The organism is Labilibacter marinus (assembly GCF_001659685.2).
Lineage (GTDB): Bacteria > Bacteroidota > Bacteroidia > Bacteroidales > Marinilabiliaceae > Saccharicrinis > Saccharicrinis marinus.
The window spans coordinates 119,361-138,940 of the sequence record NZ_LXYE02000009.1 but is presented as its reverse complement, the minus strand read 5'-3'; the positions used below and the strand labels follow the sequence as shown (position 1 = coordinate 138,940).

Annotated in this window: 13 protein-coding genes; 2 read left to right on the top strand and 11 right to left on the bottom strand. The window is 34.2% G+C overall.

Annotation, left to right across the window (positions count from 1 at the left end; genetic code table 11):
• Positions 1–198 precede the first annotated feature (198 nt).
• Positions 199–3,486, top strand: coding sequence for a UvrD-helicase domain-containing protein (locus A8L32_RS04040; RefSeq protein ID WP_075590130.1), 3,288 nt, complete (start codon positions 199–201; stop codon positions 3,484–3,486).
• Between the two features lie 43 nt (positions 3,487–3,529).
• Here the strand turns inward: A8L32_RS04040 and A8L32_RS23615 are convergent, their stop codons facing one another.
• From A8L32_RS23615 to A8L32_RS04020, 4 genes are all read right to left on the bottom strand, one after another.
• The gene (locus A8L32_RS23615; RefSeq protein ID WP_075590129.1) at positions 3,530–4,597 is read right to left on the bottom strand and encodes a septation protein IspZ; all 1,068 of its coding nucleotides are present in this window, start codon (positions 4,595–4,597) and stop codon (positions 3,530–3,532) included.
• Between the two features lie 231 nt (positions 4,598–4,828).
• Positions 4,829–5,047: a Nif11-like leader peptide family natural product precursor gene (locus tag A8L32_RS04030; protein ID WP_075590128.1), complete on the bottom strand. Its 219-nt coding sequence runs from the start codon at positions 5,045–5,047 to the stop codon at positions 4,829–4,831.
• 367 nt (positions 5,048–5,414) lie between these two features.
• On the bottom strand, positions 5,415–7,223 hold the full coding sequence (locus A8L32_RS04025) for an alpha-1,3-galactosidase-related protein (RefSeq protein ID WP_075590127.1): 1,809 nt from the start codon (positions 7,221–7,223) through the stop codon (positions 5,415–5,417).
• 258 nt (positions 7,224–7,481) lie between these two features.
• Entirely contained in the window at positions 7,482–10,832 is a 3,351-nt protein-coding gene (locus A8L32_RS04020; RefSeq protein ID WP_158027196.1) for a sensor histidine kinase, read from the bottom strand.
• Between the two features lie 401 nt (positions 10,833–11,233).
• On the opposite strand from A8L32_RS04020, the gene A8L32_RS04015 reads away from it, so the two are divergent.
• Complete coding sequence (locus A8L32_RS04015) at positions 11,234–11,611, top strand: hypothetical protein (protein WP_075590125.1); 378 nt, start codon at positions 11,234–11,236, stop codon at positions 11,609–11,611.
• Here the strand turns inward: A8L32_RS04015 and hemH are convergent.
• The 7 genes from hemH to folP form a co-directional block, all read right to left on the bottom strand.
• Positions 11,608–12,609: a ferrochelatase gene (gene hemH / locus A8L32_RS04010; protein ID WP_075590124.1), complete on the bottom strand. Its 1,002-nt coding sequence runs from the start codon at positions 12,607–12,609 to the stop codon at positions 11,608–11,610. The two genes, A8L32_RS04015 and hemH, sit on opposite strands and share 4 nt — an antisense overlap.
• 32 nt (positions 12,610–12,641) lie before the next feature.
• Positions 12,642–14,015: a protoporphyrinogen oxidase gene (hemG, locus tag A8L32_RS04005; protein ID WP_075590123.1), complete on the bottom strand. Its 1,374-nt coding sequence runs from the start codon at positions 14,013–14,015 to the stop codon at positions 12,642–12,644.
• A 1-nt stretch (position 14,016) separates the two neighbouring features.
• Positions 14,017–15,396, bottom strand: a complete 1,380-nt coding sequence (hemN, locus tag A8L32_RS04000; RefSeq protein ID WP_075590122.1) for an oxygen-independent coproporphyrinogen III oxidase — start codon at positions 15,394–15,396, stop codon at positions 14,017–14,019.
• A 151-nt stretch (positions 15,397–15,547) separates the two neighbouring features.
• Positions 15,548–16,408, bottom strand: a complete 861-nt coding sequence (locus tag A8L32_RS03995; RefSeq protein ID WP_075590121.1) for a TIGR01777 family oxidoreductase — start codon at positions 16,406–16,408, stop codon at positions 15,548–15,550.
• Between the two features lie 87 nt (positions 16,409–16,495).
• Complete coding sequence (locus A8L32_RS23290; RefSeq protein WP_083631172.1) at positions 16,496–17,779, bottom strand: mechanosensitive ion channel family protein; 1,284 nt, start codon at positions 17,777–17,779, stop codon at positions 16,496–16,498.
• Between the two features lie 13 nt (positions 17,780–17,792).
• Complete coding sequence (gene cdaA / locus A8L32_RS03985) at positions 17,793–18,560, bottom strand: diadenylate cyclase CdaA (RefSeq protein ID WP_075590120.1); 768 nt, start codon at positions 18,558–18,560, stop codon at positions 17,793–17,795.
• A 15-nt stretch (positions 18,561–18,575) separates the two neighbouring features.
• Complete coding sequence (gene folP, locus A8L32_RS03980) at positions 18,576–19,439, bottom strand: dihydropteroate synthase (RefSeq protein WP_075590119.1); 864 nt, start codon at positions 19,437–19,439, stop codon at positions 18,576–18,578.
• Positions 19,440–19,580 lie beyond the last annotated feature (141 nt).

Here is a 19,580-nt window from a genome sequence, read left to right as displayed (position 1 = left end):
TTACTTAGAATTTGGGATGGTTGACACTGCTTGCCTTTTTTATAAAACAATTGCTATTTTTATGCTTTTAAAAAGATATTATTGAAAAGTTGAATTGAAATATATTCTTTCATCCTCTTGGGTATTAAAAAATAGAGTCAAGAACGAAAAAAATATAGAATATTCGGCATTTAATGATAAAGACTAAAATAGCTATAAATGTCGCAACTTAAGATATACAAAGCCTCTGCAGGCTCTGGAAAAACATTTACACTGACCCGCGAATTCCTTTTTCTTTTATATAAAAATCCCACCAACTACATTCATACGCTTGCGGTTACCTTTACCAATAAGGCTACTGGCGAAATGAAAAGTCGTATTCTGGAAAAACTTTTTCAAATATCTAATGGTCAAACCAATGATTATGTAGATGAATTAATGAAGGAGTTTAAACTGAATGAAACGCAAGTACGTAAACGTGCTAAAGTATTATTGAGTTATTTATTGCACGACTTCTCAAACTTCTCAGTAAGTACCATTGATAGTTTTTTTCAAAAGATAATCCGTTCGTTTGCTCGTGAAGCCGGACTAGAAAGTGGCTTTAAAATTGAATTAAATACTCCTAAAATATTACAAAAGGCCGTTGACCATTTATTAATGAAGGTTGATTTACCCGAATATGCTCATTTAAAAGAGTGGTTGGTTCAATTTGCCGAACAAAAATTAAATCAGGGTAAAAGCTGGAATTTAAGTAGCGATTTAAATAAGCTGGGTTCCGAAATTTTTAACGAACTATTTCAGTTAGAGAGTCGCGATATCCTAGAGGTAATCAGCGATAAGGAAAAAATGCAGGACTACCTAAATCAGATTCAAGCGATTATTAAAGATTTTGAAGGTAAAATAAAAGCATTTGGTGAAGAAGGTAGTGAAGCCATTACAAAGAGCGGTTTAAAATATGATGCCTTTACAGGTAAAAGTCGTACCCCCGTTAAATACTTCGAAAAGCTAAAGGCCGTGGATAAACTTGAGCCTACAGCAACACTTCTTAAAATTATTGATGAGCCCACTAAATGGGGACGAAAAGATAACACTCCTGCAGATAGCGATACCATTGATGGTTTATACCCTTTGCTCAATATGCTGGTTAAAAAAGCCATTGACTTAATCGATCGTGAATACGAGAATTATACCACAGCAAAAGTTATCAGTCAGAATTATTTTGCGCTAGGCATTATTGCAGATATTGCTAAAGAAGTTCAGGCTATTTGTCGTGATGAGAATATCTTTTTAATTGCTGATTCATCATATTTCCTAAATAAAATAATCGATCAAAACGAAACGCCATTCATCTACGAAAAAATAGGAACGCGTTTTCAAAATTTTATGATTGATGAATTTCAGGATACTTCAAAGCTACAATGGTTAAATTTTAGACCACTGGTAGATAACTCCTTGGCCAATAACGAAACCAGCCTTATTGTTGGCGATGTAAAACAATCCATTTACAGATGGCGAAATTCTGATTGGAACTTATTGGCCAATAAAGTTGAGCATGATTTCAGACAGCATGGAAGCGAATCCTTAACCCTAAATAAAAACTGGAGAAGCCTTTCTAACATCATTGGTTTTAATAACGCCCTGTTTGTTGATGGTTCGCAATATATACAAAACAACTTTAACAGTATATTTTCTCAATATATTGATGATGAAAACCTGCTTAAGGAATATGGCTACAAAATTGCTCAGGCATACGCCGATGTATTTCAGGAACTACCTGAGCACAAACCCGTAAACCAAGGCCATATCAAAGCTAAGTTTTTTGCACCTAGTAAGGAAGAAAGTTACGATGAGCGCATGTTAGCCGACATGATTGAAAACATTGAAAACTTAGTAAGTAAAGGTTATCGCTATAACGACTTTTGTATTCTGGTTCGGAAAAAGGGAGAAGGAGAAACCATTGCAAATGCCTTATTATCTGGAGAGTATTCGCCTAACAAAACGACTATTCCTGTTATCTCCAATGAGTCTTTGTTTTTATCGGGTTCAACGGCTGTAAACTTTTTAATGGCGCAGGTTAAATACCTACAAAACCCTAACAACCTGATTTTAAAAGCCGACTTGGTTTTAAATCGTCAATTATTACAGGCCGATACTGAGTATACACAGCAAGAAATAGGGAAACTCTTTAAACTAGATACCGAAATAAGCTTTGCTCAACAAGAACATCCATGGATAGAAGACCTGCTTACTCAGCGTCAGAAACCATTATTGGAATTATTAGAATACTTGGCACATCAACTTCCTGAAGAAGTTAAGGAAGAGCAAGGTATTTTTATTCAAGCATTAATCAATTGTACCAATCAGTTTATAAAAGACCATTATCCCGATTTAACGGCCTTTATTGATTGGTGGGAAGATAAAGGAATAACAGAAGCGGTGGCTGTTCCCGACGACCAGGATGCTATTAAAATAATGACTATTCATAAATCAAAAGGTCTAGAGTTTAAGGTGGTCCTTGTCCCCTATTGTAATTGGAAACTAGATTCTGAAATAAAGAGTAATATTATTTGGTGTCGCCCAAACAAAGGGCCGTTTAACGAAATAAAACTATTACCCATCACTTATACTTCCAGGTTGCAGAACACTATTTTTAAGGAAGAATATTTTGAGGAGCTATTGTATCAGTACGTAGATAGTTTAAATCTACTCTATGTAACTTTAACGCGTTGTTGCGAGGTACTTTTAACCTACGGCAACACACCTTCAAAAAATAGCAAAGGCGAGCTAAAAAGCGTTTCTGATTTAATGTATTTTTCTATCAACAATCATCAATTTACGGATAAAACTGGATTTATTGATTTGTCCAATAGTTGGAATGCTGAGTCAAACCTTTTTTCTTATGGAGATATTCCAGAAGTAAATACCGAAAGAGAAGAATCATCAGCTGATATTGAAAGTGAAGCTTTAAAACCTTTTGTGAATAAACTCTTGAGTGATGAGCATATTGCCATAAAAACCGAAAGTGACGATTACTTTTCGGTAGATGGTACACAGAGTAAAGTGAACTACGGTAAAGTGATGCACGAAGCATTTGAGTATATCCATACAGCAAAAGATATTGACAATGCTTTGAGTAGAATGCTGTTTGAAGGCAAAATTTCAGAAGAAGAAAAGGGTAAGTTAAAGTCTCAGATTGAATTACTTATTGCTCAACCAGAAACTAAAGATTGGTTTAATCCTGAGCATATCATCAAAGCTGAAAATACGATACTCACTAGCAAAGGAAGCTATCGCCCCGATCGTGTTGTATTCTTAAATAATGAGGTACACATTATCGATTACAAGTTTGGTGATAAAGAAGAATCTAAATACGAAAAGCAGGTATTACAATATATTCGACAGGTAAAAAATATGGGGAATGCCACAGTGAAAGGTTTTATATGGTATGTGAGTTTAGATAAAATTGTACCTGTTTCGAATGAAGCAGTACAAGGAAGTTTGTTTTAAATTCCCCCTTCTATCCAAGCAACTAATACAAGGTGAGAATTGATTAACCTTTCAAATACGCTTTTAACAACTCAAACTCATGCTCAAAATTTGGTGTGAAAATTTCTTTTCCTATATAAGCTTCTATTTCATCCATCGTCCAATATCTACCTTCGCTCACCTCTGCTGGATCCGGCTTAAGAGCTTGGTCGGTGGTGCATATAAAAGCAAACACCAACTCCTTTTCAATGCTACTCTCCCATTTATATCGCTGAAAAGGTTGTGCTTTAAAATCCGTTAGACCTATTTCTTCCGAGGCTTCACGCTGAAGTGATAATTCAATGGATTCTTCGGCTGAAACATGACCTCCCACTGCGGTATCCCATTTTCCTGGTTGAACCAACTTATTTTCAGCTCGCTTTTGCAGATATAATTCTCCCTTAGCATTAAAAACCTGAATATGTACTACTGGATGTAAGATCATGGACTTTTTGTGCGCAACACTTCTGGGCATCTTTCCTAAAACAGCACCTTCATCATCTACTATAGGTAACCATTCCTCTTCTTGATATTTACTTTGAACTTTTTTCTTTTTGTATAACTCAAATACAAAATAAGCCCCAAACAAAATATAAAAGCCTGGTCCACTAATGGTTACCCAAGCCTCTTTACTCATGGCAACTGCTGAAATGATAACCAATACAGTATGTCCTGAAAAAATCCAAAATAAGGCTTTAATGCTCTGTAACATTTCATACTGCTGCCACGGATTAATATCTACATCTTTTAAATATCGACCACTCATAGCCATCATTATATTTGTTTTTCCGTAGGCAGACACACCAAGCAAAACACATAAAATAGCTCCTATTACTCCTGGCTTTAGTTTAAAAAACAAATCATTATCCAATAGTAAAGATACACCACCCATAGCAACCAGAAGCCCAACATCAAACAGAATAAACTTATCGGGTTTTTGCTTTCTTATCAAGCTATAAAATATCTCAACCAGTCCAAAACCAATAGCTACAATCAAGCCTACCTCGGTACCCCAGATACTATCTGCAATTACAAATATGATTAATGGTGCTAAACCTGGAAGTAATTTCTTTATGAGATCTACAATATTCATTTCAGTTTATTTTGGAGCGCTAAAGTAAAAAAAAATGAAATGAGGCGAGATAAGTTGATATAGAGAATTCTTTTAATTTAAATATTGAGAAGTTATTCAGGTATTAATACGAAAAACCAAAAACAAACATGTGTATAAACAATGGCAGGTAAAGACTTATATTTAATTAAGTTATCAGTATTCTATTGTCTGGATAGAAACTTACATTACCTGCCATTACTTAAAACCTGCTTACACCCAAATACCTTTTTTAGGTGGGTTACCATACGAATCAAACGAATCTCCGTTTTCGTTGATGACTGCTTTTAAATCATCTGCAGTAAAATCAAAACCATCTTCTTTGGCTAATTCTGCAAATTTTTCCATTGAGAACGTATTATCGTATTTAATACGAAATTTTCTGTCCTCGGCTCCTTTGTCTAGTAATTTAACAACGTTTTCTTTTGACATGATATAGTTTGTTTAATTAATACTTTGTCAAAAGTAACTACATTATTTTTTCATTTTTAAGCAAAAACGCAGGTTTTAATTTCAGATTATTACTTTTAACCTTTATTAAGGCATAAAATGTAGTTCGTATCGTATAAAAATATATAAACTGACAATCATTGGTATAAAATACATTTCATATATTTCAAAATTAATATGGATAAATAGATACTCAATGAATATTCTTTTTCTTACAAACCTCATGGCGTTTGGGCAATGAGCTTATCTCATCAGTCCTGCCTTCATTACATTTTTTTGAAAAAAGAAAAACCCTCTATCATGCTTTAGGCATAACTAGAGGGTTATCAATAAAAACTTATGAAAAAATTTACTTACTTAATCCTTTGTTACTTTTAATTTTTACGTTGGTACAATTGTCTTTTACGTCCAACTTGGTATCCCAATTAAAGCCAACAAATTTATTATTACTAATATTTACATCCTCGCAATAATCTAGCTCAACAGATGGTAAATCACATCCTATAGGGTATTTATCGTCCATCTCAATTACATTGCCCGTAACCTCCAAGCCCTTAACCGTCAGGGCATGTACTAACAGGCCATTAAAACTCTTTAGTTTATTATTAGTAAACTTAATATTTAAGTGATATTTTTCGTCGCCAAGGCGCTGCTCTGGTCTTAATAAAGGAGAAGCATACAAAGGATAGTGAGTACCACTACCATATCCTATATTCTCAAACACATTATTATTAACCACCACATTACGAACACCTCCTGATTCGTACCATTTATTATTGTCTCCTTCTATTAAAATACCATGCATTTGTGATGAAAAGAAATTATCCTCGATTAGCACATCCCCTTTGGTTGTAATTAAAGCACTACGTGCGCGATTATCTCGGATGATATTCTTTTTCATTTCAACATCAGGATACCATGTAATATTTTCTATAGATAATAATCCAGCAGGAAGTTGCTTTGGCATTTCATCTAACGTTAAAAGTATGCGCTGCTCGTTTAGTACTTTCGCCTCTTTTACAGTAGATTCAAAAATAGGTAGAACCGTTTCTCTAGATGTTATCATCACCTTATCTCCAGCTTCGGCAAATATAAAACCAGTTTGCTGCCGGTGACTAATTTCGCATAGCAGTTGATTATTAGGCAATACCTTTTCTATTTTAATATAGGCGCCATGTACGTTAATACCATCATCTGCCATATGTTCTAACAAACAGTTTTCTAGCTTTACCAAACCTTTACATCCCAAAAAGTGCGTAGCATCAGCGCGTGTCGCTAAGTTTCTTTCGTCCGTTGAAGTAACTACAAATTTATTCAGATGAATATTTTCGCTTCTCTCCGCTATTAAAGCCATTCCACCAGCAGCATATACTGTTACATTTTCTATATAAGTATCTATTGAATTAGAAATATGAATAGCTTGAGCTAACCTATTGGTTGGTGCAGATCCGTAGGTACAAATAACCGTTCCAACAGGAGGAGTTTCTTTCGTTGCTTTTTCAAACTTTACTTTATTATCTCCAACTTTTGTAAACTTTCCACGGCCTGCACTAATGGCATAGTTGCGAGTCATCCAGCTTGGAGCTGATGTTTTGCTATTAAAAGCAATATTTTGCCCAATACCATCTTGCCAATTATAATGATTAAACAACAACTGTCCTCCTTTAATTTCAAAGCCATATTTCATTGGGCTAATTTCGGCCACAAAGGAGTTATCATCAGGATTACTTTCTACTACTCTAATTTCATGATGAAATGGAGTATCCCAATCTATGCTAAAGTTTTTTAACGTAACCCCTGTAGAGCCCTCTAAAGTAATAGGACAAATACGTCCATGAAATACAAAGGTAGAACCATTACCATCCAAGGTTAAATTATCAAAACCAAAGAAAGGCATCGCCATTCTTTTTAAACTATTGTCATGATTAGTTACAGCCCGAAACTGCTCTGTGGCATTCTCTGGGTAAAACTCATATTTCCCTTTTGGAAAAAACAAGGTAATATCTTTACGCCCCTTTAACGATTCTATTAAAGTATTTACCTCAAGCGTAACGTCCACGCCTGGCTTAATACCATAATCCACCACATTAATAAGTTCAGCCCTTAACCCTACACTTAAGCATAGTATTAATGCTAGTCCTGTAAACAATCTCTTCATCTTTTATATTTTTAATTCCGATAGAATATTTCCTCCTATCATTTATTTTTATCTCTGTATTTCGATAACATAAAGGTGATAGAATTAGTGTAGATGTTTGTGTTTATCCGTAACAAATATGTGCTTGAAAATATATTAAGACAGGAGTACTAACAGGACTGTAAATGTGCTTGTGAATACAAACTACTACAAATATGACACTTATAAACTAGGTGAATAGTCAAAAAAACATTATCCTTTATGAAAAGGAAGGGATAATTATACGAGCCCTTTATTTTTATAGGGGATAGTTAATATAAACTCAGATCCTTTATCAATGGTAGACTTAACCAATAGGTCACCTCCCAATAAAACGGCCAATCTTTTAGAGATGGACAAGCCCAAACCAATGCCTCGCTTATTATAAAATTTCTCTTTATCTAACTTTACAAACTGCTGAAAAACGATGGCTTGCTCCTCATTTGACATGCCTATGCCTGTATCTTTTACGTATAGCTCAACATTGTCCATATTTAGTCTACACCCAATTTCAATAGAGCCTTCTGTTGTAAATTTAAAGGCATTACCAATCAAGTTAGAAATAATTTGTCTGATTCGGTATTCATCAGATTTAAGTTTTACCTTATGCTGCTGAAGATGGTTATTTAATAACAATTCAACTGAAGGAATCTGTTTTTCGCGAATAACAAAAGAGCTAAAAATACTTTCTAAAAGATGATTTAAATCCAACTCATTATTAGATATTTTCATTTGGTTACTTTCTATCAAGGAAAAGTCTAAGATATCCTCTACCAAGTGCAGCAACACCTCACTATTATCTGTAATAACCGAAACAAACTGTTTGCGCTCCTCTTCATTTATATTGTCATCTACCAATAAATTAGAGAATCCAATAATGGCATTCATCGGAGTTCTAATTTCGTGCGACATATTGGCTAAAAATGAAGACTTTAATCTATCCGACAGTTCGGCTCTTAACTTGGCTTCTAATAAATCCTTAGTTTTTTCATCTACTAATATCTGAAGGTTATTGCGGTGCATAAACAGTTCCTCATTCTGTACCTGAAGCTCCTCTTGTTTCATAGCCAACTCCTCGTAATGATGTTCCAGTTCTTTATTCTGTTTATCGAGTTGTTCTTTCTGTTGTTCAATCAACTCTGTTCTTTTAGCTACTTTCTTTTTTAATCTTTCTTTATCTCTTACAATACGGCGCTCTCGGATAACGATTATCAGGTATAAAATCAAAAGAAGCGCAACTCCACAGGCTAGAAAAAACCCACTTGTAAACCAAAATGGCGGATGAATAATGATATTAAGTTTGGTTTCATTCTCATTCCAAACTCCATCATTATTACACGCCTTTACTTTAAAAATATATTCCCCTGGTCTTAAATTGGTATATACAGCTCTACGCGAGTAAGAACTGGAATTTTGCCATTCCTCATCCATTCCCTCTAACATATAGGCGTATTCATTTTTATATGGAAAGGTAAAATTCAGCGCCACAAACTCTAATTCAAGAGATAAGTTGGAACGCCATTTTAACTCAATATCCTTAGTGAAAAGCACATTGTTTTTTAATATAGATGCTTCTTGATGTAATTCTTGCTTCTTATGTGATACATAAATATCCGATATATAAACTGGCGGCACGAAGGTATTTATACCTAAATTGCTTGGATCAATCATGGTAGATCCATTGTTTCCCCCAAAATAGATTTTACCATCTGATGTTTTTAATACTGCTTGATGAAAAAACTCATTCCCCTGCAAACCATCCTCTTTATCAAAACTTTGTGTTTTCTTTGTCTTAATATCATAAATTAATATACCATGATTGGTAGCGATATACACTTTATTTTTACAATAGGCTAAACTTCGTACCAAAACCTGGTTTGCATTAAATGGCAAATCAATACGCTCAACTTTCTTTCGTTCTCTATTATAATAAAAAAGGCCTTCCTGATCTGAAGCAAACCAAATAGAACCATCTTCCAACACATCCATGTATACCAGATTTCTTACATCAATAATTTTATTGAGTTTATTAAGCGAATCATTATATTGATGGATACCATTCCGTGTTAAAAGATATATTAAACTATCCTTTGTTTCTTGAATTTTCACATCCATGTAGTTGGTAGAATCACCTACATAAAACTTACCTAACCACTTCTTATTTTTATCATATAAAGCAATGGTTCCGTAGGTATAACTCACCCAAAAGCGTTTTTTCGAATCCACGAAAGTGCTCCAAAAAGTATTCGCATCCAAATCCATTAAATTGGGTTCTTTAAACTTAGGCTTTGAATATCTGCCAGTTTTAGTATTATACACCACCATATCGCCCTCCCATGGCGTAATGTAAATATTGTTATCACCTCCCTTGGTGATGGAACGAATAACATTTAGATTTTCAGGTTTACCATTTATCATTACTTCGTATATGTACGAGAATTTTCCTGTTTTAGGATTTAAAATATTAATTCCACCACCATCTGTTCCAATCCATATTTTTCCATCTTCCGACTCGTAGTAGCTAGAATGTAATCCGTAAGAAGGATAATATCCACCCTCCGTTGTACTCTTTTTACTTTTTACTCGCGGTATATAGGTTTTAAATCGCGATTGTTTTGGATTATGATAACATACCCCACCTCTGGAAGTACCTGTCCATATGATACCTTCATCATCTTTGTAAATGCAATAAATTCCGTTAGAGGATAAGTTCCCATAGAAATGGTTATCATCTGTGATATAAGTAAATCGCCTTGTTTTTCTGTTAAATACATTAATACCTGCTTGATCGATGCCAATAAAGAGATTTACACTATCTACTTCTTCAAGGTCATAAATAAAACTGCCTAAAATGCCTTTTCCATTACCTTTTACAGGATAATAATTAAACTGGCCTTTTCTAGGTTTAAATCGGGCAAATCCTACTCCACGATGACCAAACCAAAACATATTATTTTTATCTACCAACAAGGTCTTTACTCCAACAGAAAGTGGCCTTCCATCATCATAATGAGTAAAGCTCGATGTTTCAGGATCAAATAAAAACAAACCATTTTTATCGTTCACTCCACACCACATTCTTCCATATTTATCCCATTCTAAACAGGTAAAATGGTTACTCGCATTAAACTCGTAATTAAAATATCCTTTAAAATCATCCTTTTCTCTATTGTATTTATAAATACCATGCTGTGTACAAATCCACAAAACAGAGTCAGGTGATTCAACAATTTCATTAATAAAATTAGAGGAAAAATGAGATCTTATATTAGATTTAAAATAGTAGCGGACAAACTTATCTTTTTTGGCCACATATCTATTCAAGCCATTGGTAGTTCCTATCCATAAGTTTTGGTATACATCTTCGTGCATACTAAAAATAGCGCCACTACTCATCGATAAGGAATCATTTTTTCGATGCAGATAACGTTTAATTTGATAACCATCATAACGCATTAACCCAGTGCGCTGATTACCTATCCATAGAAAACCATTCTGATCTCTACAGATAGACCTTACCATATTAATACCCACGTTTGTTTCAAGAGGCACAAAATTATACTCCTCCCCCTGTAAACTACAAGTAAACATCAAAAAAAAGTATAAAATAAGAAATCTCCCGAGCATAGATAAACGCTTTACACCCATTAATTTAGTAAAACCATTATCCAAAAGAAAGTTTTCAATCAAATATTATTCAACTTTAATAAGCTCGGTTAATATTCTATCAAATTTCAACTCGTCATTTGTTTATTTCACCGCTTATTTTTATCAGTTCGTACAGTATAATTTAAAGCTACATGATGCATATATTACTTTTATATCATCAATAAACTCTAATTAATACGCATTTCAAGCGATAACCTATGGAAAGCAATTTTATTGTAATAGGAAGAATAGTCATAGATATTTTAATTATTGCTGTAGTTACCTATTACGGATTTAAAGAATCAAAAAAAATGAAACAATAACCTTCTTTAATTTTAGATAGCATGAACACATTATCATACGTAGGCGTAGTTCAAAAGAACGAAGCAAGCAAAGAACAAGATGAACTAGCCAACAATCATCAGCATTTGCAATTAATTAAAAGTGAAACTAGCCCAGATATAATATTTACTATACCTAAGGAAGATTTTATGCACATACAAAATATGGTCAGCATAAAATGTAATATTGAGGATGTTGTTCTATTTGAAATTCCTGCTTTTATTCATGGAATTAAAAAGATAAAAGGTAAACACCAAATGTATGTAGTTACCTTACATGTACATGATCAATATGCCTCATCCATTAAGCCAGGCATGCTTGTTGAAGTGGATATTGAACATGTAGTTAACTCTATTCAAATGAAAAAAGACAGTGCTTAGTCTTTAATAATTTCTGCAATACCATTTACCCATGCATCAGAATCGTTTAAGCTTTCTACCAGTTGCAGCTTTTCACCTCCATTCTTGATAAAGTCCTCTTGGTATTCATAACCAATTTCCACTTCTGTTTCTAAACAGTCCGTTACAAAAGCAGGGGAAACCACTAATATTTTCTTTTTGCCTTTCTTCAATAATTCTATCAATTCTACATCTGTAAATGGCATCAACCAATTTTTACTTAACCTACTCTGAAAAGAAACGGTATATTTTTCTTTATCCAGCTTTAAAGCTGATGCTAATAAACGTGTAGTTTGATAACAGGTAGCCTTATAGCAATTTTTACCATGCTCGGGCATAGCAACATGGCATGTACAATCAGGACTATTAATTCCTGGGTGCATTTTATTAACTTGTCTGTCGGGCAACCCATGGTACGAAAACACAACATGGTCGTATGAATCAACATCATGCATTTTAATGTTGTGAACAAAGGCATTAATAAATGCAGGATGATCGTAAAACTGATCCACAAACTTAAGTTTAGGAGCATCCGCAAAATCCTTGAGTTCTTTCTTTACTTTGTTTATGGTAGAAAGAGTTGTTGACGTAGCATATTGCGGATAATGTGGTAATACAAGCAATTCATCATACTTATTTTTCATGATGTCTTTCAGTACATATTTTAATGATGGATTGCCATATCGCATCGCAGAAAACACATCGTATTCGCCTTTTAATTTCTGATTCAATTTTTCGGTCAACTTATTTTGGTAGGTCAATAAAGGCGAGCCATCCTTTTTCCATAATCGCTTATATAATTGCGTAGAATTTGAAACACGAAAAGGAATAATAATCAGGTTAACCAATATTTTCCTCAATAGCCAAGGAATATCAATAACTTGCTTATCATTTAAAAATTCAGTTAAATAACGCTTAACTGCTTTTTTTTCTGGCTTATCAGGTGTTCCTATGTTGATGATTAATAATGCTCGTTTCATAATCTGGTTTAAAAATTCAAATCAATAGATGCCTAGTTATTTGTCAATTCTTTAGCCAACAGCCATGCTTGTTGTACCCTATCAGCCATGCCAATGCCATCTTTTATATTCCCGGCTAAATACAAGCCTGCATATTTTTGCTCAATATTATCAATGGCTGCCAGTCTATCCTTTGTAGAAATATCATATTGAGGAATGGCCTTTTCGTATTTATGAATTCTCAATAAATCAGGCGTATCACTACAATATAAAGTATCCGATATTTCTTTCATCACAATGGCCTTTATCTCTTCTTCTGTTTTTTCTATCATTTTAGGTTTCTTCATTCCTCCTACAAAAATAGATAATACAGCACCGCCTTCAGGACACCTACTTTTAAACAGAGCACTTGGAAAAAGAATTCCGAGTATATCCCTATTTTCTTTTGATGGTACCAAACCGCCAAAGGCTTTTAATTCTCTTCCATTCCATTTATTATATCCAACTACCACCTGTACCACTTTGGCGTAAACAGTATTAGCCAATGATTTCATCCAATCTTTTTCGATAAATGGAAGCACACTCGCTAAGCCTTCTCCTCCAAAAGTTGTAATCACCTTATCCGCTTCAATATTTATCTTCTTTTCTTCGAAAGTAGAAAATTGCAAATTGTATCCACTCTCTTGAGGTTGGACGCTTAGATTCTTACTACTACAATAAAAGGCTTCATCAGATATATTGTTCTCCAAGCCTTCAATGAGTTTGCCTAAACCACCTTTTGCAGAAAACACTTCCCTACTCACACGTTTTTGAAGCGCTGTTTTTGGTTCCTTTTTCTTTTTTATAGCTCCTTTTATAAAGCTTCCATAATCCTGCTCTAGCCTATATAGTTTAGGCATGGCAAATCGGGTAATTAATTGAATAGGGTCACCTGCATAAATACCTGAAACAAATGGATCTACAGCATAATCTAAATAACTCTGTCCCATACGGCGTTTTACCATATCTGCCAAAGACTCATCTGGGTTAGTTCCCTTTTTTCGCCATGGCTCACCCAAAATTCTAAACTTATCTTTTAATGAAAATAAAGGTGTTTTGATGGCTTTTAATAATCCATTGGGAATAGCTACCCATTTACCACCCTTTAATATCCATCGTTCTTCCGATTCGGTATTTGGAGTAACATGCTCGCAGCTTCCTTTCAGGTCGTCGAAAAGTTGTACGATACCTTCGGAGCCAATTACACCTGTATTAGGACCTTGCTCATACACAAAACCATCTTCCTCGATAGTGTTAATCACACCTCCTACTCTATCCGACTTCTCAATGAGCGCAACACTTTTACCTGCCTTCTCTAAATAAAAAGCTAGCGTTAATCCCGTTAATCCAGCTCCAACAATGGCAACATCAACTTTTTTATTCGACATATTAAAGTGAGTTAGAATAACGTTTTTTACTTCCTGATAAAGCCGGATCGAAAGAGGCTACAATATTGCGAATAAACATGGTTCCCAATTCTGTAATTGATAACTCATCCTTACTAAACTCAATGAGTAAGTCTTCCTTAAACTGATTTAATAAGTTTTCATCGTAAGCCACTTTTTTCTTTACCTCATCAACACCTATAGCAAACTCATCTGCAATTGTTTGCCATTGAATATATTTATTACACATTAATTCGTTGATAACCATTCGAATTAACTTCTGCTCATCACTAACCAAAATTCCTTTTTCAACAGGAAATTCTCCCTTCTCTATTGCCTCAATATATGGTTTTATATCCTTTGTGTTCTGTACATAACCACCTGACAATTGACTAATAGATGAAACACCTACAGCATATACCTGACCAGTAGTTCGTTTAGTGCAATAACCTTGAAAATTACGATGTAACTGATGCTTATCTAAGGCTTGACATAGCTCATCTTCTGGCAATGCATAATGGTCAAGACCAATTGAGATATAACCAGCCTTAAGCAACATATCATAAGCTGCCAAAAACATTTCTAACTTATCATCGGCAGAAGGCAAACCCTTTTCGTCCAATATTTTTTGATGCTCCTTAAACCATGGCACATGCGCATACGAAAAAGTAACTAATCTGTCAGGCTTAATTTCGATGGCTTGCTGAATAGACTCACAAAAGCTTTCGACCGATTGGCCTGGTAAGCCATAAATAAAATCGAGGTTGACAGCAAACTTAATATTTTTTGCTTTTACGTATTTTACCAAATCGCCAACAGGCAAAGCTGAAGGGCGACGATTTACATCTTGTAATACACACTCATCAAAATCCTGAATTCCAAAACTGAAACGGTTAAAACCTGCGTCAAACAATTCATCTAAATAACTATACGATAAATGTGCAGGATTACATTCTATGGCAATCTCTGGACTTTCTATTAACTGAAAGTGACTGAAAAGAATATCATTAATCTCTTTCAGATAATGTGCTTTTATGGCGTTAGGAGTACCTCCTCCATAATGGATTTGTGATATTTTTCTGCCTTTATCTACTTCCGACACTAGCATTTCAATCTCCTTTTTTAAAGCAGTAATGTACGTCTTTACTTCGTCTGCTCGTTTCATTTTAATGGCATTGCAGCCACAATAATGACATATTTGAGCACAAAAAGGAATGTGAATATAAAAAGCAATATTATGCGGTTCTTCAGTATTAGATGTCACCAATAAGTCTTTAAATTCAGACTCCTTAAAATCATCAGTAAAATGATTTGCTGGAGGATAACTGGTATATCTAGGTACCGGAATATTATATTTTTCGAGTAAATTTTTATCTACTTGCATGGTTCACTTAATGGGTGTTTGTACAATAAGGCAATTACGTCTCATTCGTTCATGATAACTCATGATTATCTGAACAATATTAAAACATGTAAAAATAGAAATAATCAGCTTTAAACTTGAGATTATGAAGTATGATTTAACGCACAAAAGGTTATTTCTTGATTAAATCGTCTAACATGGACTCAATGGTAGGGAACTGAAATGGAAAACCGAGATCCAAAAGTCTTTGAGGTTTAACCTTTTGCCCTTTCAGTAAGACATCGGCACCCTCACCAAACATCATTTTCATGGCAAATTTAGGCGCTTTAAAAAACACTGGCTTGTGAAGCTTCTGGCCCAATATTTTAGAAAAGTATTTATTAGAAACCATTTCTGGTGCCACCAAATTATATACACCTTTTGATTCTGGATTTTTTAATATGTACCATATAGCAGATAATAAATCACTTATGTGAATACACGGAAAGGATTGTAATCCATCACCTACCACAGCACCAAAGCCCATTTTAAACGACGGTAACATTTTAGCCAATGCCCCTTCTTTATCATCTAAAACAACACCAATACGCATAACAGCTAACTTGATATCGGTTGAAGCCAATGGGGCTAATGCTGCTTCCCAGTCTTTACATACCTGAGCTAAAAAATCGTTGGCTAATCTATCCGAAAACTCATCGTGCTCGTATATATCATCGTATATACCCACTGCAGATGAAGATAAAACTATAGATGGCTGCTTTTCTACTTTTAAGATGGCCTCTACTAATTTTTTGGTGGTATTAATTCGGCTATTACGTATTTTGTTTTTATAAACTGAAGTCCATTTTTTGATAACAGGTGCACCCGCTAAATTGATTAACATATCGGCACCTTCAATTTTTTGTACTAAGGTATCTATTCCTGCATGAAAATCACGTCTGGAGATATTAACGACCTCAAAATTATTTGCTAAAAAAAAATGAGTAATTCTAGAACCTAAAAATCCTGTACCTCCTGTTAAACATATCTTCATGGTAATAATACGCGTTTTAATGTTTAATTGAGTTATAAAAATAGTAATTTATTACTCCAATTAAAATTACTCGGTATTTTTATCGAATTAAGATTTATAACCAGAACGAATATGCAAATCTCGTTGCGGGAAAGGAATTTCTATATTATGCTTTCTGAACCCATCATCTATAGCAAATCTCAATTCACTTTTTACCTTTTCAACGTAATAAGATTCATCCGTCCAAAAGAATAAACTAAAGTCTAAGGATGATTCACCAAAATCGTTAAAGTAAACAAAGGGCTTTGGCGTTTTAAACACGTATTCGTTATTTATAGCGGCATCAATGAGTATCTTTTCAACCAAACGAACATCTGAGCCATAGGCTACTCCTACATTTACTTTAAAGCGTGTTTTACTTTCATTGTAGGTCCAGTTAATTACATTTTTACCTACAAAATTATTATTGGGAACAATGGTAATAATATTATCTCTTGTTAACACTTTTGAAGCTCTTAGACCAATCTCCTCAACCTTTCCTATAATTCCATTTTCCAGTTCAACAACATCGTTAACTCTAATCGTACCTTCAAATAATATGATTAATCCTGAAACAAAATCATTAAATAAAGCCTGTACTCCAAAACCTAAACCAACAAACAACGCTGCAGAACCAGCCAACAAAACATTAACGCTTATGCCTAGGCTTCCAATAATAGCAACAATGGTTACAACCCACACAAAATACTTCACAATCTGAAATACAGTACGACCTTTTCCTGTGTCTATTTTCTTACTTGAAATATGTTGGTTATAAAAAAATTCAATGGTGAGAATTACAATATGTACAGTATATCCCATAAATATCGCTTGTACTATCTTACCTATAGTAATCTGAACTTTAGCAACTGTTAAAAGTACAATATCAAATATATGAACTGAACTTCCTGTAATTTTGGTTACGCCCTCTATTAAAGCTAAAAATGCCAAAAAGCTAACCCATGTGCGTAAGGACTTTGTTACTTTAACAGGAATGGAATGTAAACCTCTGCCGCGCGTTTCAGTAAATACCTTACTTAAAAAGCGATTGATAATCACCAATAAGGAAATGGTGAAAACCAAAAATACGATAAGAAATCCTGTAATTGAAACATCCTTTTTAAAGCTCCATAATTCAATGGCTAAATAATCCATAAGATGAAGCTCAAAAATCAATGCAATAATAGAAATGGATACAAACGAAGAAACCAGTTTTAACAAGTTCGAAGCCACACCCAACATTTGACCTTTAAAGCCATCGCCATAGCTTTTTCTTAATCGATGCAGACCTCCAAAAACACCTACGTTTACTATTATAATAAGTAATAGATATATAATGGTTTTCAGTTCCATAATGATGGTTTATTTATTCTTGTTCAAGTAGCTTTTCTAATTCTTCTGGTGATACCCCATGATTGATTTCTCCAGCATGAAAATAAGAAATTTTCCCCGTTTCTTCCGAAACAACAATCGCAGAGGCGTCAGTCGCTTCTGTTACACCTAGAGCTGCTCGGTGTCTTAAACCTAGTTTTTTAGGCAAATCGAAACTTTGGGAGACGGGCAATATACAGCCTGCAGCTTTAATTTTGTTTTGTGCCACAATAACGGCTCCATCGTGCAATGGGCTATTCTTAAAAAAGATATTCTCTAATAAACGGCTTGAGATAACTGCATTTACTAACTCACCCGTTTCAACGTAATCCAGCAGTTCCGATTTTTTAGAGATAACAATAATGGCTCCTGTTTTAGTTTTAGCCAAATGCTCGCAGGTTCTTACAATGGGTTTATTGTAAAAATTCATAACACCCGTACTAGGATTAGAGAACATTTTTTCAAAACTAAATCTGTTTGCAATATTATACTTGGTTCCCATCAATAAAAAGAAACGTCGTATCTCCTGCTGAAAAACAACTATCAATGCAATTACACCAACGCTCACAATATTATCAACTATGGCGCCCGAAAGTGTCATATTTAAGGATTTAATTAAAATCCAGAATAAGAAAAAGGCGAGTAGACCGAAGAATATATTCTGAGCAACGGTACCTCTAATAAGCTTGTATAGCCTATACATCAGGTAAGCCACCAGAGTAATATCCACCAAGTCTATAAAACGTATATCTAAAAATGTCATTTAATACAATATAATTTACTGCTGTAATTTATTAAAAATACTAATACAGTCCTTGGCTTCTTTTACATCATGAACTCTTAATATACCAGCTCCTCTTTCAAGCGCTACCATATTTAAAGCGGTGGTTCCGTTTAATGCTTCTTCAGGAGATGTTTCTAATAATTTATAAATCATTGATTTTCTTGAAACACCAACCAAAATAGGTAGTTCTAATAACCTTAAATCATCCAGCCTATTTAATAATTGATAATTATGATCAAGCGTTTTACCAAAACCAAAACCTGGATCAATAATTACATCATGCACACCAAGCAAACTTAATTGTCTTTTCTTTTCGGCCAAATAATCAATCACCTCAAAAACAATATCTTTCTCGTAATTTGGATTTACCTGCATATTTTGCGGAGTTCCTTTCATATGCATGATGATGTATGGCACATTCAGCCGAGCTATGGTTTCAAACATCTTCTCATCCATATCTCCTGCCGAAATATCATTGATTATATCCACCTTAAACTCATTTACAACACATGCGGCTACAGATGCTCTAAAAGTATCTACAGATATGATGATTTCAGGATAATTTGCTCGAATACTTGCCAATACTGTATTTAAACGTTCAAGCTCCTCCTCTTCGGAAATATGCTTAGCTCCTGGGCGAGATGAATATGCACCTATATCAATTATATCTGCTCCATCCTGTATCATTTGTTCTACACGACTTAATATAGCATCTTCATTAGTGTACTTTCCTCCATCGAAAAAAGAATCGGGTGTAACATTTAAAATACCCATAATTAAAGGAGTGGATATATCAATCAGTCTCCCACCTGCATTTAGTTTCTGTGGAAAATTTATATAGCTTTTATCTTTTCGCATTTGTAATTATTATAAGACGTAAAAGTAATTTAATCAAACAGAATTTAAAAACGTTTGCAAGTCCTCTTAAAAGAATAAGTCCTAATGACAGTTTTTGTACAAAATGACAGTCAAACTTCTGCTCGTTTGTCAGGAAATATT

What these genes read in the sequence shown, in the direction of transcription:
- A8L32_RS04040 (WP_075590130.1), top strand. Translation starts at nt 199, where the DNA reads ATGTCGCAACTTAAGATATACAAAGCCTCTGCAGGCTCTGGAAAAACA.
- A8L32_RS23615 (WP_075590129.1), bottom strand. Translation starts at nt 4,597, where the DNA reads ATGAATATTGTAGATCTCATAAAGAAATTACTTCCAGGTTTAGCACCA.
- A8L32_RS04030 (WP_075590128.1), bottom strand. Translation starts at nt 5,047, where the DNA reads ATGTCAAAAGAAAACGTTGTTAAATTACTAGACAAAGGAGCCGAGGAC.
- A8L32_RS04025 (WP_075590127.1), bottom strand. Translation starts at nt 7,223, where the DNA reads ATGAAGAGATTGTTTACAGGACTAGCATTAATACTATGCTTAAGTGTA.
- A8L32_RS04020 (WP_158027196.1), bottom strand. Translation starts at nt 10,832, where the DNA reads ATGTTTACTTGTAGTTTACAGGGGGAGGAGTATAATTTTGTGCCTCTT.
- A8L32_RS04015 (WP_075590125.1), top strand. Translation starts at nt 11,234, where the DNA reads ATGAACACATTATCATACGTAGGCGTAGTTCAAAAGAACGAAGCAAGC.
- hemH (WP_075590124.1), bottom strand. Translation starts at nt 12,609, where the DNA reads ATGAAACGAGCATTATTAATCATCAACATAGGAACACCTGATAAGCCA.
- hemG (WP_075590123.1), bottom strand. Translation starts at nt 14,015, where the DNA reads ATGTCGAATAAAAAAGTTGATGTTGCCATTGTTGGAGCTGGATTAACG.
- hemN (WP_075590122.1), bottom strand. Translation starts at nt 15,396, where the DNA reads ATGCAAGTAGATAAAAATTTACTCGAAAAATATAATATTCCGGTACCT.
- A8L32_RS03995 (WP_075590121.1), bottom strand. Translation starts at nt 16,408, where the DNA reads ATGAAGATATGTTTAACAGGAGGTACAGGATTTTTAGGTTCTAGAATT.
- A8L32_RS23290 (WP_083631172.1), bottom strand. Translation starts at nt 17,779, where the DNA reads ATGGAACTGAAAACCATTATATATCTATTACTTATTATAATAGTAAAC.
- cdaA (WP_075590120.1), bottom strand. Translation starts at nt 18,560, where the DNA reads ATGACATTTTTAGATATACGTTTTATAGACTTGGTGGATATTACTCTG.
- folP (WP_075590119.1), bottom strand. Translation starts at nt 19,439, where the DNA reads ATGCGAAAAGATAAAAGCTATATAAATTTTCCACAGAAACTAAATGCA.